A 14,871-nucleotide genomic window follows, 5' to 3' on the forward strand; every position below is an offset into this window, starting at 1 on the left:
GTCGTGATCCCCGCCTACAACGCCGCGGACACGATCGGGCAGCAGCTCGAGGCCCTGATCTGCCAGGAGAGTGCCCCTCCGTTCGAGGTGGTCGTCGCGGACAATCGATCCACGGATGGCACGGCCGAGGTTGCGCGGCACTTCTCGAACCGGCTGGACATCCGCGTGGTCCCGGCGTTCGAACGGCAGGGCGTGAACTGCGCACGCAACGCCGGGATCCAGGCAGCGCGCGGAGAGATCGTGGTTCTGCTCGATGCGGACGACCGCGCCCGGCCCGGAGTGCTCGCAGCATTCGCCGATGCCTTCGCGAAGGAGCCGGCACTCGGCATCGCGGGCGGCATCCTCAGCACCCGCGATCCGGCGACCTACGAGATGGAGCATCCTCAGTGGTATCTCCCGTATCTCCCCGGCTGCATCATGGCGATCCGCCGCGAGGTGATCGACGCGATCGGCGGGTTCGACGAGTCCTTCGTGGGCGGCCACGATGAAGTGGATTTCTGCTGGAGAGCTCAGCATGCAGGTTTCCCGATCGGGCTCGCACGGGGCGCGCTCCTGGACCGCACGGATCGCCCGACTCCGCGCAGCGCCTTCCGGCAGTTCCGCCGCTACGGCGCGACCTATATCCAGCTGTGGGTGAAGCACCGCGATCGCGGAATCCCGGGGAGCACCGTGCGCGGTGAGTTGCAGATGCTCCGCAAGACGCTCCGCCGTGTCCCCGACCTCCGGAGCCGTGACCTGCCACGCCGTCTTGACGCCGCGCAGGCGATCGGATGGAACGTCGGTCGCTGGCAGGGCGATCTCCACTATCGAACGCTGGGGCCCCGATGAGCAGGCGGAACGCGCAGTCCGCTGTTCTGGACGCGATGCGGCAGGTGAAGCACGCGGGCTTCGTCGCCTCCAAGGGCAGTCGGGCGACGATGAAGGCGGCCTCGACGCAGCTGACCTCCGCCTTATGGCACAGCCAGGAGACGCGACGTCCTTACCTGTACACCGCAGGGATGTATCGGCGGTCTTTCCTCAACTGGGATGCGGCCCATTCGGACGGGCAAGGCGAGGTACCTCGACGCATCTTCACCCTGTGGACAGGAGACGGCCCGTTGCCCGAGGTACGTCGGCATGGCCTCGACGCGCTCCGGGACGTTCAGGACGGCATCGAGATTATCCTCGTCACCCCGAAGAACGTGCACGAGTGGATCGTGCCGGGACACGACCTGCACCCTGCCTACGAGAACCTCTCGCTGGTGCACCGATCCGACTACCTCCGCGCTTATCTCCTTCACCATCACGGCGGTGGATACAGCGACGTCAAAGCCCCGAACCACCATTGGGGACCTGCGTTCGACCAGCTCGCACAGGACGGTCTATGGCTCGTCGGCTATCCCGAGCGCTCTACGCAATGGGTTGCGCAGCTGCCCCGGCAGCTGGGTCGGGACCTGAAGCGCAATTACCGGATCGTCCCCGGTGGGAGTTCTTTCGTGGCACGAGCCGATTCGACCTTCACACGAGAGTGGATGGCAGAACTGGAGCGTCGACTCGACTACCTCGGACCCCTTCTTGAGCAACATCCAGGCGGTGTACGCAACGAGGTGCTCGAGTATCCCGTGAGCTGGAACGATCTCCTCGCCAAGATCATCCATCCGCTCGCACTGAAGCACCATGGACGGATCGCTGTGAGGGAGGATCTTCTACCGGACATCACGAACTATCGCTGAGCCGAACATTCGCCTCTGTCCACGGCGTCTCGTACCCGACGCCTCAGCTCCTGGGCGAACTGCTCCTCCGAGAAAACCCCGGCGCGTTCTTGGATCAGCGTCGACTCCCAGCCGGTCCAGTCGGAATCTTTCACGGCCGCACGGATCTCCTCACCAACCGGTGCGTCAAAGAACCTGCCGTTCACGCTGTCCTGCACCGTATCGAGGTACCCGCCCGCGCGCAGCGCGATCGTCGGGACTCCGTGCGCCCCCGCCTCGAGCGGGGTCAGCCCGAAGTCCTCGTGGCTCGCGGCGATCAGCGCCGTAGCGTGGCCGTACGCCCACCGCATCTGCGCGTCGGAGAGCCCTTCCACCAGGCGCACGTTCTCGGGCGCCATGTCGAGGAGGCGCTGCTTCTCGGGACCTCGACCGATCACGAGCAGGCGCCGCTCCGGCATACCGGCGAACGCCTCGATCACGGCATCGACATGCTTGTAAGGCTGGAGCCTCGAGACCACGAGGTAGTGGCCGTCGTCGGACCCGTCCTCCACGGCCCAGCCCGTGAGCTGGCTGATCGGCTCCTGCTCCCCTTCAGCGACGGCCGGGCTGAACGGAGGGAACAGCATGGGAGCGTCAATCCCGTAGACGCGCTGGATCCGCTCACGCACGACGGACGAGTTCGCGAGGTACTTATCGGCCGTCCGCGCGGCGCGCTGGTCCCATCGGGTGAGGAACGGGGTCAGCGCCTTGAGAGCGATCCGCTTCGGGTCGAGCGGACCGGCCTCGCCGAGATAGTCCTCGGGCAGGTAGAGCCACCGGGCGGGTGAATGGCAGTACACGATCTTCCGCCCCGTGGTCGGGAAGGCGTGCGCCCAGCCGGAAGAGGACGCGATCACGACGTCCGCATCGATCCTCATCCTCGACGAGGCCGAGGCGAGGAGCGGCAGGGCGATGCGGGGGTCCCGTCGGAACGCACCGAAGCGGTTCAGTCCGCTGGTACGGATCCGCATCTGCTGGAACTCCGGGTAGGTCTGCTCCGGTTCGTAGAACAGCGTGTGGATCTCCGCCTCGGGGAACGCCTTGGCGAGGGAGAGCACCACCCGCTCGGCGCCTCCGCGCTGCGTGAGGTAGTCGTGGGCGATCGCGATCCTCGGAGTCATCAGAACGTCTCCTTCGCCGTGTGCGGGCTCCGGTAGCCACCGAGCGCAGCAGATTCCACGCTGAGTGCCACGAGCTTTCGCCCCACGCCGTGCGGGAGGAACCGCAGCAGGGAGTCCACGGCACCTCCCAGACGCGCAGGGTTCAACGGGACTCTGGACAGTCCACGGACCAGCGCGTTCCACAAGCTCCACTCGGGAATCGCGTGCGGTAGGCCTGACTGCGGGTGCTTCCGTTCGAACAGCCGGCGCGCAGCGCCAGAGTGCGACGCGCGCCGGGACCGAACAGCGGTGGTGACGGCTGCGACTCGATGCGGGGTCTCGAGCTCAGGAGCGAGGTGGACCTCGAAGCCAGCCGCGTGAATGCGGTACCCGTAGTCCACGTCCTCCCACCCGTACAGGCGGTACTCGGAGTCGTACGGTCCGACGGCTTCCCAGATCTCACGGGTGATCGAGCAGTTCCCTGCCCAGTAGCGCCAGGTAACCGCGGATGCAGAGTTGTAGGCGTCGCGTCGAAACCTCTGGTCAGCATCCTTGCCGTATACCTCGGCGTAAGGGGTGGTCGAGTACTCGTTGAGATACAGACCGATCACGCCGCCCGGACCGTCCTGGTGCGCGGACACGTGTGCCGCGACGTAGTCGACGGCCGGCAGAAGATCGTCGTCGCAGCGGATCAGCACGTCGCCGCGGGCAGCCTCGAATCCCGCGTTCAGCGCAGCGACGCGCCCGCGGTTCTCCGGGAAGACGATGCTGCGCAGGTCGAGCCGGGACTCGTTCTCGAGCAGCGCCACCGAGCCGTCGTCGACACCATCCACCACGACGACGACCTCGAAGGACGGCGTGCTGTCCTTCTGCGCTGCCAGGCTGTCGAGGAGCTGAGGGAGTCGATCCGCTCCGCGGTACGACGGCACGATGATCGATGCCACGGGGTCAGAAGCCACTTCCGCCTCCTGAACTTCTGGGGCCTGCATTCGGTCCAAGAGCGATGAGCAACTCCGCGACGCGCCCGGCGCCGGCCTCCGGCGAGAAGTGCTCCGCCCACCGTCGACGGGCGCCACGCCGGACCTCGTCCTCGTCGAGCTCTCTGATCAGCGACAAGATCGTCTCCGCGAGATCCGTGTCGTCGCCGCGACCCGCGACCCAGGGATGGTCCGGACCTGCCACCTCGGGCAGCGCCCCGGCATCCGAGATCACGAACGGCACTCCTCGCGCCATCGACTCGGCAGCGACGAGCCCGAACGGCTCCTCCCAGACGGAGGGGAACACCGCCAGATCCACCTGGTCGAAGAACTCCTCCCGGCGCACCCAGCCCAGATGATCCACGCTCCCCGCAAGGGGCTCGAGAGCGTCCTGGATCTCCCGATCATCTGCCGAGTCCCCGAACCTGTTCTCCCCGGCGAGGACCAGGCGCACCTCGCGCTCCGACCGTGCGATCACCTCGATCATCGCGCGTGCGAGCACGTGCACGCCCTTGTCCTTCGTGAGGCGCCCGAGGAACCCCACGCGCAACGGCCCCTCCGGCGGGGACGCCATGTCCCGGAAGGCGATGTCCTCGGTCCAGTTCTCCAGCACGTGAGTACCGCGGATCCGAGAGGCCATGAAGTGCGAGGGGACCAGGACCCGTGCAGCGCCGAGACGACCGATCCGCGTCGCCAGCGCATTGACCCCGGTGGGGAGGATGTGGAGGTGCGCGATCCGCGGCCCCATCCCGGTGGTCGCGGCAGTCGGCACCAGCCCATTGCACCACAGCGGGACCGCGCGGTTCCGCAGGCGCCAGGCGGCGAGCGCACGCATGTACCCGAGGCGGGTCGATGCCTTCAACGGCACCACGTCGAAGCCGCGTGCACGGGCCTCTTCGAGCAGCTCGCCCGGCGTGGTCGGCGCCAGCACGGTCACGTCGATGTCCATCGACCGCAGGGCTGTCGCGATGTTGAGCAACATGACCTCGCCGCCGCCCATGTCGCCGTTGTTCGTGGCGATCGCGATCGTCGGAGTGCTCACCGAGCTCCCACCTCGGCAGAGGAGGGTCCGCCTGGCGTCGCCGTTTGCCGTGCCCGCGCATGCGCATAGAGCGCGACGGCGATGACGAGGGCCCACTGGAGGGTGAACAGCACCTCGCCGAGACGCCAGGCGCAGATCAGCGTGGTCACGGTCGCTGCCTGGGCGACGATCTCCTGACGGCTCAGCTCGCGAGTGAACGGGCGCAGGGCGAACACCACGGTCACTCCGAGAACGATGAGCAGCCACGGCCACCCGCCCTCGACCAGTGCCGTCCAGTACGAGTTGTGGAACAGCCATGCCTTGCCCGGATCGTCGTCGAACACCACGTAGGCCTCGCCGAGTCCCGAGCCGAAGAAGCCGGCGTCGTGGACCTTGACCTCGGAGGCGGCGTCGATTCGGCTGCGCAGAAGGTCCGAGCCCTCCCGATCCGAGAAGACGCCGATCTGGGAATAGTCCTCGGCGACCTGGGCCACGCCGATCACGATCGCGATACCCAACAGCCATCGTCCGAGGACCGACAGCTTCGGCGCCAAGACGATCCATCCCACCCCCGCCGCGAGCGCGGCGATCGATGTGCGCGATCCCGTCTCCCAGACGAGGACTCCGATCACGAGGACAAGCAGGACCCTCGCCCAGCGGCGCTCCACCACAGCGAGCATCAGCACTCCGAAGACGGCATAGGCCATGCCCGCCACGTTCTTGTCCTCGAAGAAGCCCGAGAGGTATCCCCCGTAATAGTCCGGCGCGAACCCGCTGTAGAACGCGAAGGCGTTGAACAGCATCCCTACGCCGAGACCTGCCAGACCAGAGCGGAAATCTATACGCCCGGTGGCGAGGACCATGAGCAGGACTGCTGTCAGACCAAGCCTGATGAGCCGTCGCTTCCAGTCGAAGGCGAACTCGGAGGGGTCCGCGAACATCGAGATCATCCCGACATATAACAGACCGATCACCAGCAGCGGTACCAGCAGCTGCAGACGGCCGAGCTCCACCTGCGGCCGACGGGTGATGGCGAGCAGGACGATCCCGACGATCACCACCTGGTTGAGCGGGATCGGCAGGCCGAACATCGATCCTTCGAAGATCAGGCCGAAGAACAGCACCAGCTCGGGGATGCGCAGCTTCCCGACAGAAGACAGGACCCCCGCGGTCTCGCTGCGCAGCCGGGAGCCGACCGCGGTCGCGGTGCGGTCGATCCGCGCGTCCTGCGCGGCGGTGCGGTGGCTCATGCGGCCACCTCCCGGTACGCGTCCGCGATCGCCGCAGTCATCTCCGCGACGGTGAGCCCGTGCTCCGCGGGGTCTGGCCGCGCCGAGAGGTCGGTCCCCTGCGCGAGGATCCGGCTCGCCACGGCCTCCGGCGAGCGCGCCTCCTCGGCCGTGACCAGGCACCGCTCGGGCACGATCTCGCCGTTGCCGCCCACGTCGGTGGCGACCACGCCGAGGCCGTGGGCGACGGCATCCAGGAGCGTGTAGGAGAGGTTCTCCCAGGCGGAGAGCTGGACGACCTCGTCGTGGGCGCGAAGTGCCTCGCGCGCGTCCACGTGGCCGGGGAAGTCGATCCGGTCCTCGAGGTGGAGGGAGTAGGCGAGGGTGCGCAGGGCGCCCTCCTCCGGTCCGCGGCCGGCGATCGTGAGTCGGGCCTCGGGGTGCTCGCGGGCGACAAGGTCGAAGGCCTGCATCAGCTGGTCGATGTTCTTCTCCGGCGCGAGGCGCGCAAGAGACAGCACGCGCAGGCCCGCGCGGGGCTGCGGGGTGGGCTGCGGGGCGTCGACGCCGTTGCGGATCACGGTGAGCTTCTGCCCGCTCCCCCACTGCTCGGCGACCTGCGCGGCGGTGGAGTCGCTGACGGCGGTCACCCGGTCGGTGCGCAGCAGGCGGGCGCGATGCGCACCGGCCTTCACCCGGGCCTGCAGGTCGCCGGACTGGTAGTAGCCCCGCACGCCGGAGATCCCGTGCTCGGTGGAGACCAGGCGGATCCGTTCACCGCGGCCGGAGCGCAGCCCGGTCACGGCCGCGATCCCGGCGAGGTCCGCGAAGGCGAGGTGGGTGTGCAGCAGGTCGGGGCGCAGGCGCTGCAGGGTGCGGCGGATCGTGCGCACCGCGGCGGCGGTGCCGTCGGCCGGGGAGACCGGCCCGGTCACCACGGGCGTTCCTTGAGCGCGCAGCGCCGCGGCGAGCGGCCCCACGGGGCACAGCACCACGAGGCGCCAGCCAGGGATCCCGGCGCGGGCTGCGTCGAGCACATGGCGGGCCACGCCGCCGAGGTCGGCGACGGGCACGCACCACAGCGCGAGCGCCTCCTCGAGGAGCCCTTCGCTCAGAACCATTCCTGCAGCCGATCCAGAGCCACGAAGAAGCCCTCTCCGGTGTTGACGTGCCCCATCCAGATCTCCGGTATGAACGGCGCGTCGGGGGCGAGACGGTCCATGCGCTCGGCGAGGTCCTTGAAGTCGACCTCGCCCTCGCCCACCTGCACGCCTTCGCCGTCCACGCCCACCGAGTCCACGATGTGCAGGTGCTCGGTGTGCGGGCCCATCAGGTCGATGTACTCGCTGAAGGGGCGCTGGTAGAAGTTCGCGGCGAGCTTCGAGTGGGACACGTCGAAGGTGAGGCGGCGACCGTAGGTCTCGCAGAACCACACCGTGTCCTCGGGCTCCATGAACAGGTTGTGGTGCTGCTGGCCGCCCATCAGCCACGGGAACGGCGGGAGGGTCTGCGCGGTCAGGCGCACTCCGGTCTCGTCCACCCGCTCCAGGCCCTGCTGCACCCGCTCGTACAGCGGGTAGCGCTCCTCGGGGCGCAGGTGACGGTCCGGGAGGAAGCCGCCCATGGTCACCACCACGATCGGGTCCTGCTCGCAGGTGAAGTGCTCGCGCAGGTCGCGGGTCAGGTCCACCACGCGCTGCACCTCGTGGATCGACCGCTCCCAGATCGCCTCGTCCGGGGAGGCCAGGTCGATCAGGAAGTCGCCCGGGTACAGGTCCGGGGCGTGCACGGTGAAGAACTGCTCGAGCTTCTCCCCGGCGCGAAGAACTCGGAGAGGTCGAGGTCCATGTCCTTCGCGCTCTGGTGGAACTCGAGGAAGTCCGGCTCGGAGACCTCCAGCAGGGCGCGGAAGTCGTGGAATCGCACCGGCAGCCCCCAGGGACGGCGGAAGCTGTAGCCGCTGCGCTGCTGGGCCCGGCCGGCGAGGTCACCGGGGTAGAAGAAGTCGCCGGCGGGCACATCGCGGTGCAGGGTGGTGCCCAGCAGCGCCTCGCGCTGGTTGGGCTGCAGTCCGCGGCCGGGGCTCTTGACGTCGACGTCCGCGGCGGTGACCACGTCGCCGGAGCGCAGGTCGCGGGCGGCGACCAGCGACTTGGCGAGGTTCACGCGGTTCATCAGCTCGCCGGTGGAGAGCTCGCGGGGACCGTCGATGCCCAGCGCCTCCTCGACGTCGCGGATCTGGCGGACCATCTGCCCTAGCTCCTCAGGCAACAGGGAGACCTTGTGGTCATTGCCCTCGAGGGTCTTGTCCACAGTGACGTGCTTCTCGATGATGTGCGCGCCGCGGGCCACGGCCGCGACCGGCACGTGCCAGCCGCGCTCGTGCCCGGAGTAGCCCACCAAGCCGTCGCCGAGCTCGGCGAGGCGGTCCATGTACCGCAGGTTCACGTCCTTGTAGGGCGCGGGATAGGTCGACTGGGTCTGCAGCAGCGCGAACGGCGCGCCCTGGCCGCGCAGCACCTCGACCGCGCCGGTGATCTCCTGCTCGGTGCTCATCCCGGTCGAGACGATCATCGGGGCGCCGAAGCCGGCGACATGCGCGAGCAGGTCGTGGTTGGTGAGATCGGCGGAGGCGATCTTGTACCCGGGCACGCCGTAGCGCTGCAGGGCATCGGCCGAAGGCAGGTCCCAGGGCGTGCAGATCACGTCGACCTCGCGCGCGGCGCAGTGGTCGAACACCCGGTACATGTCCTCGACGGACAGGGAGTACTTGGCCAGCAGGTTCATCGTGTACTGCGGGCCGAGGTCCTCGCCGGCGCTCGCGGCGCCGCCGGAGCGGTACAGCGCCGCCATGTCGCGCAGCTGGAACTTCACGACGTCCACGCCAGCCGCCACGCAGTGGTCCACGAGGGTCTTGGCGAGCTCGACGTCGCCCTGATGGTTGTTGCCGATCTCGCCGATGATCAGCGCGGGATGGTCCTCGCCCACGGTGCGGCGGCCGATGGTGAGGGTGCGCGTGCCGGGGGTGGCGACGGCAACGAGGCGGCCGCGCTCGTCGAGCACGGGGATGCGGTCCACGCCGTCGCGGAACAGCGGAGTGATCTCGGCGACCGGGGTGCCCTCGGGGACCGAGACGAAGCGCGGGTTCGCGGCGTCGACCGCGGGCGCGGCGAGGTCGGGCGCGGTGTGCTCCGCGAGCCAGCGGCGGATGTCGCCGTCGCTGAGGGTGCCGCGCACGACGCCGTGCTCGTCCAGGACGAACGCGACCCGGGCCTTGTTCGCGCTGATGCGCCGCAGCGCCTCGAGCACGGTCGCGGTGACGTCGACCGTGTAGGGGGCGGTGGTGCGGTCCAGGATCACGAGGTCCTCCATCCGAGTCGGGCGAGCATGCTCTCGGCGGCGGCGACGTCGGTGAGGGTGTCGATGTCCACGCCCTCCACCTCGTCCAGCACGAACAGGTCCGTGCGCCCCCCGATGCGGTTGTTCTTGGTGCGGTAGATGTGCGGCGCCGTGACGTAGAGGCTGCCGTTCTCGAAGTAGTGCATCTGCTGCGCGGTCAGCTCCTGGCGGCGGGGCCGGGCGTCCACGTCATAGGCGGCGCGCGCGCTCTGCCCGGGCGCCTCCGGCAGGCGCCAGAAGAACGGCGACTCCGGCACCACGCCCACCAGCGCATCGACGCCCTTCTCGCGGAACATGGCGAGCGCCCGGCGGATCGTGTCCGGGCGGCGCACGGGCGAGGTGGCCTGCAGCAGCACCACGGCGTCCAGCGCCGTGCCCTCGGCCTCGACCACGTCCATGGCGTGCAGGACCGTCGGCTCGGTAGGGGCGTCGTCGGTCGCGAGCTCGGCGGGGCGCTGGATCACACGCGCGCCGTGCGCGGCGGCGACCTCCGCGATCTCCTCGTCCTCCGTGGAGACGGCGACGATCACGTCATCGTCCTGCTGCGCCTCGAGCGCCTGCGCGATCGTCCAGGCGATCAGCGGCCGCCCACCCACGGGCAGCAGGTTCTTGCGCGGGATGCCCTTGGAGCCGCCCCGCGCGGGGATCACGACCAGTGCCGTCATCCGGCGCCCTCGAGGATCTGGGCGATGAGGCGGGAGGGCTCGTCGGCCCCGGTGGCCAGCGCGGGGGTGGGCTCCCCGCCCCAGCGGCGCATGTCGTAGCGGTCCCAGAACTCGCGCACCCAGGCGGGCACCTTCTCGCCGGCGACCCAGGAGGGGATGCCGCGGGCGGCGGCCTCGAGCACGCCGGTGGAGAAGATCCCGACCACCGGGGCGCCCACCTCGTGCAGCGGGATCGAGGTGTCCTGGAACTCGACACCGCGGCGCATCATCAGCCTGTGCGCGGCGCGGGAGAGGACGTCCGTCTCGGAGGGGTGCGGACGGTACAGCGCGCCCTCGGCGCGGCAGAAGGACATCGCGATCCCGGCGGTGAGGCGGCGTGGCAGCTCGGCGCCGTGCATCTGGCCGATGAACACGGGCTTCTGCCCGGTCACGTCGACCTCGCCCTCGCTCTCCTTGCCGGCCTGCCACAGCAGCTGGGAGCCGACGGTGCGCACCTCCACGTCGTCGCGGCCGGAGCGGTAGAACTCCGCGTCGGCGTCGCTCCAGGCCAGCAGCGTGGTGCGGGGCGGCAGCGGCGGGGCGTAGGGAGTCAGGGCACCGTGCTGGACCACGGCGGAGGCGGTGTCGGTGGCGAGCGCCCACTCGTGGGCGGCGCGGCCCGCGGCGAGGTGCTGGCCGAGGGTGAGCACTGCGCCGATCCCGCGCCTGTCGAGCACGACGGCGAGGCGGCGGCGCTGCTCGTCCTCGGTGGTGGCGGGCTCGATCCGCTGATGGGTCCACTCGTCGCCGGCGAGCTCGGGCAGGTCGAGGCCGGCGGGGCTGAGCACGTCCACGCCGATGCGCAGGTAGGGCAGGGAGGTCAGCAGGCTCGCGCGGGAGGTCGGGGAGGCGGAGTCCAGCCCGATCAGCAGGCGGGTGTCCCCCTCTCCCTCGCGGGAGTGGAGCATCAGGCCGGGCATCTGCTGCGTGCCGCGACGCGAGCGCACCGCACTGGTGACGGCGTGCTTCACCTGTCGGGCGCGGTTCCGTGTGCTCTGCCATTCCTGCCAGCGCTCCAGGGAGCTGGGGTGGATCAGTCCTGCCACAGCGAATCGACCTCCTCGAGGCGATGATCGAAGGTGTGCTCGGCGAGGGTGCGGCGCCTGCCGGCTTCTCGCATCCTCTCCCCCAGGCCCGGTCCTGCAGGGCGCGCCGCGCGAGATCGAGGAGCTCCTCGCGATCGTGCCACACGGCGACCTCGGTGCCGACCTCGTAGAACTGGTCCACGTCGTCGCGGTCCACGAGCTGCACCCCGCCCATGCCGGGGATCTCGAAGGTGCGCATCGCGTGCCCGTTCTGCAGGCCGTGGATCGCGACGGCCGCCGCGCCCTCGGCGTGGATCTGGTAGGCGCGCTCGAGCGGCACCTCGCGGGAGGCGGCGATCGGGGGCCGTGACCATGAGAAGGTGCGGGCGCGGTCGAACGGGTGGCGGGAGAAGTCCCGGCCCCAGGCGTGCACGGGCAGGTCGTGCTCGGCGAGGTGTGCGAGCAGCTCCTTGCGGTTGGCGTAGCCGGACCCGATGAACACGATCTCGTCGGTGCGTCGGCTGGTGGGCTCGCTGCGGTGCGGGTCGAAGGCGTTGGGCACGAAGTGCGCATCGACGCCGCGGGCGCGGAGCATGTCCGTCTCGGAGCGGGCGTAGTCCACCACGGGCCCGACCTGGCGCAGGAACTCGTCGGAGTAGTCATGGCGGTGGAGGTCGTCGTAGAGCCACAGGACCCGCGGGGTGTCGCCCAGCGAGTCCCAGAACCGCTGATCCAGGCCGTCGCCCTTGATGACCACGACGCGGTGCGGGCGCACCTCCCGCATCCGCGCGATCACGCGGTCGGTGAGGCGGGCGCGCTCGGCGGTGCGGCGGTCGCCGGGCAGGTGGAGACGGTCGGGCAGCTCGACGGTCGCCTTCAGCCGCAGCTTGTCGCCCACGGTGTCGTAGGCGTCGTAGCGGGCGGTGTGGACCTCGTAGCCGCGGCGGGCGAGGGCGTCGCCGATGCTGCGCCAGTAGCCGTGGAAGGCCGGGGAGATCAGCAGGAGCCGCTCCGGGGCGGAGGGGGTGGGGCTCATCGCGGGAGGGTCCTTCCGGCGCGGTGGATCAGGTCGAGCTCCTCGCGGGCCACGGCCAGCGGGGCCACGTCCCGCCCGGCGGCGCGGCGCCCGCTGTTCCACAGCAGGTTCGCGCCGGTGGCCAGGGTCATGCCGGCACGCAGCAGGTGCACGTTTCCGTGCTTGCGGGCGTAGCGCATGCGGGCACCGACGAGCCAGCGGCGCCGGCGGGCCTCCCCGCCGGAGGAGCCGCCGCCCACGTGGCGCACCTCGAGGTCCGCATCGAGCAGGGCGGGGATCCCGGCGCGGCGCAGCCGCAGCTGGAGGTCCACCTCCTCGGTGTACATGAAGTACCCCTCGTCGAAGCCGCCGGCCTTCCGCACCTCCGCGAGCGGCAGCAGCAGCACCGCCCCGGAGACCCAGTCCACCGGCACCATCCCGCTGCCGCGCTCGGCATCGAGGTCGTGGCCGACGGCGCGGTGCAGCACGTCGCGGTGGCGCTGGGAGGCGAGCGGCACCAGCCACTCCACCACCTGGTGGGAGATCGTGGGGAAGTACCTCGCGGCGTAGCCGGAGCCGCCGTCCTCGCCGACGTTCCGGCATCCCACCACGGCGGGCATCCAGGGCAGGGCGTGCGCGAGCAGGTCCGCGCAGAAGCCGGGCGGGATCTGCAGGTCGGAGTTCAGCACGAGGGCGTGCTCGATCGCGGGCCCGCCCGCGGCGTCAGCCGCAGCGACCGGCGCGGCGAGCGCGTCCAGTCCCGTGTTCACGGCGGCGCCGAAGCCGCCGTTGGCGGGACGGCGCACCAGCTCCACCCCGGCCGGCAGCTCGCCGGCGGGGACGGGGACTGGGCTCGCGTCGTCGACCAGGACCACGCGGGCGGGGCGCTGCGCGGCGGGCACGGCCTCGCCGCACAGCGACTCGAGCAGCGGCAGCACGGGAGCGAGCGCTCCGTGGACGGGGATGATCACCCCGAGCCCGCGGAGGCTCATCACCGACCCCAGGTGGAGGCGGCGCGGCGACCGCGCGGGGAGGTGCGCGCGGCGGCCGCGGTGTCCCCCTCGGGCTCGTGCTCGTCATGCTCGACGACCGGGCCGGGCTCGGCGGGCGCGGTGGCCGGGCCGGGCTCGGCGGGGCCGCCGGCCTGCTCGACGTCGACCTCCTCGGAATCCGGCACCACGGCGGACTCGTCGTAGCCGCCGAGTGCGCCGTAGCCGTACTTGCCGTAGGCGCTGTAGCCGTAGACGGCGTCGCCGTACGCGAGGCGGTTCAGGCGGCCGGTCGAAGCGCGGTTGAGCACGGCGCCGTAGACGGTGCCGTTCACGGCGCGGATCGCCTCGACCGCCTTCTGCATCACGGCGGTGCGGGTCTGGCCGGGGACGGCCACGAGGATCGCGCCGTCGGAGTGGCGGGTGAGCAGCTGCGCATCGGTGACCGCGAGCACCGGCGGCGCATCGATGATCACGAAGTACTGCCGCGACAGCTCGTCGATCAGCTCCTGCATGCGGCGCGAGCCGAGCAGCTCGGAGGGGTTCGGCGGGATCTGCCCGGCCGGGAGCAGGGTCAGCAGCGGGACGGTCGTCGGCTCGGCGACGTCCTCGAGGCTCACCGAGGCGGCGAGCAGCTGGGACAGGCCCACCTCTCCGTCCACGGAGAACTGCTGGGCGATCATCGGGCGGCGCAGGTCCGCATCGACGAGCAGCGTGGGCTGCCCGGCGCGGGCCATGACGCGGGCGAGGTTCGCGGCGACGGTGGACTTGCCCTCGCCGGGGGCGGAGGAGGTCACCACGATCGAGCGGGGCGGGTTGTCCACGTCGATGTAGCGCAGGTTCGTGCGCAGCTTGCGCAGCGCCTCCCGGCTCGGGAAGGACGTGGGCTCGGGCAGCACGCCGTCCTTGCCGCGGGCGAGCTCCTTCGCGTCCGGGAGCGCGCCGAGGGTGGGCAGGCCCACCACGTCGGTGACGTCGTCGGCGGTGCGCAGGCGGCTGTCGTTGCGGTCCCGCAGCCAGGCGAGGCCCAGGGCGACCAGCAGACCGAAAGCGGCGCCGGCGATCAGGAACTTGACGCGGTCCGGGGAGACCGGGGCGCCGGGCACGACCGCGTTCTGGTAGTTGGTCAGCTGCACGCCGACGGCGGCGTCCTCGTTCCCGCCGGTCTCGAGCTCGCGGGCCTCGGCGGCGGTCGCCTCGACGGCGGCGTTCGCGATCGCGGAGGCCTCATCGGCGGTGGGCGCGACGGCCTCGACGGTGATGATCGGGGCGTTGGGGTCCAGGGTGGTCTGCAGGGAGCCGGCGACCTCGTCGGGGCTCGCCTCGAGGCCAAGCTCGTCCACGATCCGCTGACCCACCGCGCGGGTGTTGAACAGCGGCAGGTAGGACTGCGCCTTCTGGTACTGGAAGGCCATGTTCCCGCTGGCCTGCTGGATCGGGTCGCCGTTCTCGTCGGACTGCGCGCTGGCGGAGACGTAGCCGAGCGCGCTCGCGGAGTAGGTGGTGCTCTGCGTGAAGGAGAGCCCGTAGCCGGCGGCGGCACCGAGCACGAGGCCGGCGACGAGGAGCAGGAGGTTGCGCAGCAGCAGCCTGAGGAAGTCTTCGATCGTCACCGGAACTCTTCTTCTGAGATCATTCGAGGGGGCCTGGTCATATTAGGTGAAACCGGTGCACAACCGACC

Annotated in this window: 13 protein-coding genes and 1 pseudogene; 2 read left to right on the forward strand and 12 right to left on the reverse strand. The window is 70.5% G+C overall.

All coding sequences use genetic code 11. The features are described from left to right. Positions 1 to 3: 3 nt before the first annotated feature. The gene (locus RBL05_RS09170) at positions 4 to 828 is read left to right on the forward strand and encodes a glycosyltransferase (RefSeq protein ID WP_308739763.1); all 825 of its coding nucleotides are present in this window, start codon (positions 4 to 6) and stop codon (positions 826 to 828) included. Beyond that, positions 825 to 1,712: a capsular polysaccharide synthesis protein gene (locus RBL05_RS09175; RefSeq protein ID WP_308739762.1), complete on the forward strand. Its 888-nt coding sequence runs from the start codon at positions 825 to 827 to the stop codon at positions 1,710 to 1,712. The genes RBL05_RS09170 and RBL05_RS09175 overlap by 4 nt, the downstream gene beginning before the upstream one ends. Here the strand turns inward: RBL05_RS09175 and RBL05_RS09180 are convergent. The 12 genes and pseudogenes from RBL05_RS09180 to RBL05_RS09235 form a co-directional block, all read right to left on the reverse strand. Next, on the reverse strand, positions 1,703 to 2,851 hold the full coding sequence (locus tag RBL05_RS09180; RefSeq protein WP_308739761.1) for a glycosyltransferase: 1,149 nt from the start codon (positions 2,849 to 2,851) through the stop codon (positions 1,703 to 1,705). The two genes, RBL05_RS09175 and RBL05_RS09180, sit on opposite strands and share 10 nt — an antisense overlap. After that, positions 2,851 to 3,789: a glycosyltransferase family 2 protein gene (locus tag RBL05_RS09185; protein WP_308739760.1), complete on the reverse strand. Its 939-nt coding sequence runs from the start codon at positions 3,787 to 3,789 to the stop codon at positions 2,851 to 2,853. The genes RBL05_RS09180 and RBL05_RS09185 overlap by 1 nt, the downstream gene beginning before the upstream one ends. Beyond that, positions 3,779 to 4,849: a glycosyltransferase family 4 protein gene (locus RBL05_RS09190; protein WP_308739759.1), complete on the reverse strand. Its 1,071-nt coding sequence runs from the start codon at positions 4,847 to 4,849 to the stop codon at positions 3,779 to 3,781. The genes RBL05_RS09185 and RBL05_RS09190 overlap by 11 nt, the downstream gene beginning before the upstream one ends. Continuing rightward, the gene (locus RBL05_RS09195) at positions 4,846 to 6,078 is read right to left on the reverse strand and encodes an ABC transporter permease (RefSeq protein ID WP_308739758.1); all 1,233 of its coding nucleotides are present in this window, start codon (positions 6,076 to 6,078) and stop codon (positions 4,846 to 4,848) included. The genes RBL05_RS09190 and RBL05_RS09195 overlap by 4 nt, the downstream gene beginning before the upstream one ends. Further along, the gene (locus RBL05_RS09200) at positions 6,075 to 7,178 is read right to left on the reverse strand and encodes a glycosyltransferase family 4 protein (protein WP_308739757.1); all 1,104 of its coding nucleotides are present in this window, start codon (positions 7,176 to 7,178) and stop codon (positions 6,075 to 6,077) included. The genes RBL05_RS09195 and RBL05_RS09200 overlap by 4 nt, the downstream gene beginning before the upstream one ends. Further along, positions 7,169 to 7,846, reverse strand: coding sequence for a sugar phosphate isomerase/epimerase family protein (locus tag RBL05_RS09205; protein ID WP_318603583.1), 678 nt, complete (start codon positions 7,844 to 7,846; stop codon positions 7,169 to 7,171). The genes RBL05_RS09200 and RBL05_RS09205 overlap by 10 nt, the downstream gene beginning before the upstream one ends. Then, positions 7,810 to 9,417 carry an N-acetylneuraminate synthase family protein gene (locus RBL05_RS09210; protein WP_318603584.1) on the reverse strand — a complete coding sequence of 536 codons (1,608 nt, stop codon included), beginning with the start codon at positions 9,415 to 9,417 and terminating at the stop codon, positions 7,810 to 7,812. Before RBL05_RS09210 ends, RBL05_RS09205 begins: the two co-directional genes overlap by 37 nt. Beyond that, a complete protein-coding gene (locus tag RBL05_RS09215) occupies positions 9,414 to 10,121 on the reverse strand; it encodes a cytidylyltransferase domain-containing protein (RefSeq protein WP_308739755.1) in 708 nt (235 codons plus the stop codon). Before RBL05_RS09215 ends, RBL05_RS09210 begins: the two co-directional genes overlap by 4 nt. Beyond that, the gene (locus RBL05_RS09220; protein WP_308739754.1) at positions 10,118 to 11,206 is read right to left on the reverse strand and encodes a hypothetical protein; all 1,089 of its coding nucleotides are present in this window, start codon (positions 11,204 to 11,206) and stop codon (positions 10,118 to 10,120) included. The genes RBL05_RS09215 and RBL05_RS09220 overlap by 4 nt, the downstream gene beginning before the upstream one ends. 145 nt (positions 11,207 to 11,351) lie before the next feature. Further along, positions 11,352 to 12,221 (reverse strand): annotated as a pseudogene (locus RBL05_RS09225) (hypothetical protein); the annotation flags it as partial. Next, complete coding sequence (locus RBL05_RS09230) at positions 12,218 to 13,192, reverse strand: glycosyltransferase family 2 protein (protein WP_318603585.1); 975 nt, start codon at positions 13,190 to 13,192, stop codon at positions 12,218 to 12,220. The pseudogene RBL05_RS09225 and the gene RBL05_RS09230, both read right to left, overlap by 4 nt. Continuing rightward, positions 13,192 to 14,802 carry a polysaccharide biosynthesis tyrosine autokinase gene (locus RBL05_RS09235; RefSeq protein ID WP_308739753.1) on the reverse strand — a complete coding sequence of 537 codons (1,611 nt, stop codon included), beginning with the start codon at positions 14,800 to 14,802 and terminating at the stop codon, positions 13,192 to 13,194. The genes RBL05_RS09230 and RBL05_RS09235 overlap by 1 nt, the downstream gene beginning before the upstream one ends. Between the last annotated feature and the right edge of the window lie 69 nt (positions 14,803 to 14,871).

Source organism: Brachybacterium sp. GU-2, from assembly GCF_030866705.2.
Classification (GTDB): Bacteria; Actinomycetota; Actinomycetes; order Actinomycetales; family Dermabacteraceae; genus Brachybacterium; species Brachybacterium conglomeratum.

Coding starts and splice junctions, on each gene's coding strand:
- RBL05_RS09175 (WP_308739762.1), top strand. CDS start 825: ATGAGCAGGCGGAACGCGCAGTCCGCTGTTCTGGACGCGATGCGGCAG.
- RBL05_RS09230 (WP_318603585.1), bottom strand. CDS start 13,192: ATGAGCCTCCGCGGGCTCGGGGTGATCATCCCCGTCCACGGAGCGCTC.
- RBL05_RS09180 (WP_308739761.1), bottom strand. CDS start 2,851: ATGACTCCGAGGATCGCGATCGCCCACGACTACCTCACGCAGCGCGGA.
- RBL05_RS09215 (WP_308739755.1), bottom strand. CDS start 10,121: ATGACGGCACTGGTCGTGATCCCCGCGCGGGGCGGCTCCAAGGGCATC.
- RBL05_RS09200 (WP_308739757.1), bottom strand. CDS start 7,178: ATGGTTCTGAGCGAAGGGCTCCTCGAGGAGGCGCTCGCGCTGTGGTGC.
- RBL05_RS09195 (WP_308739758.1), bottom strand. CDS start 6,078: ATGAGCCACCGCACCGCCGCGCAGGACGCGCGGATCGACCGCACCGCG.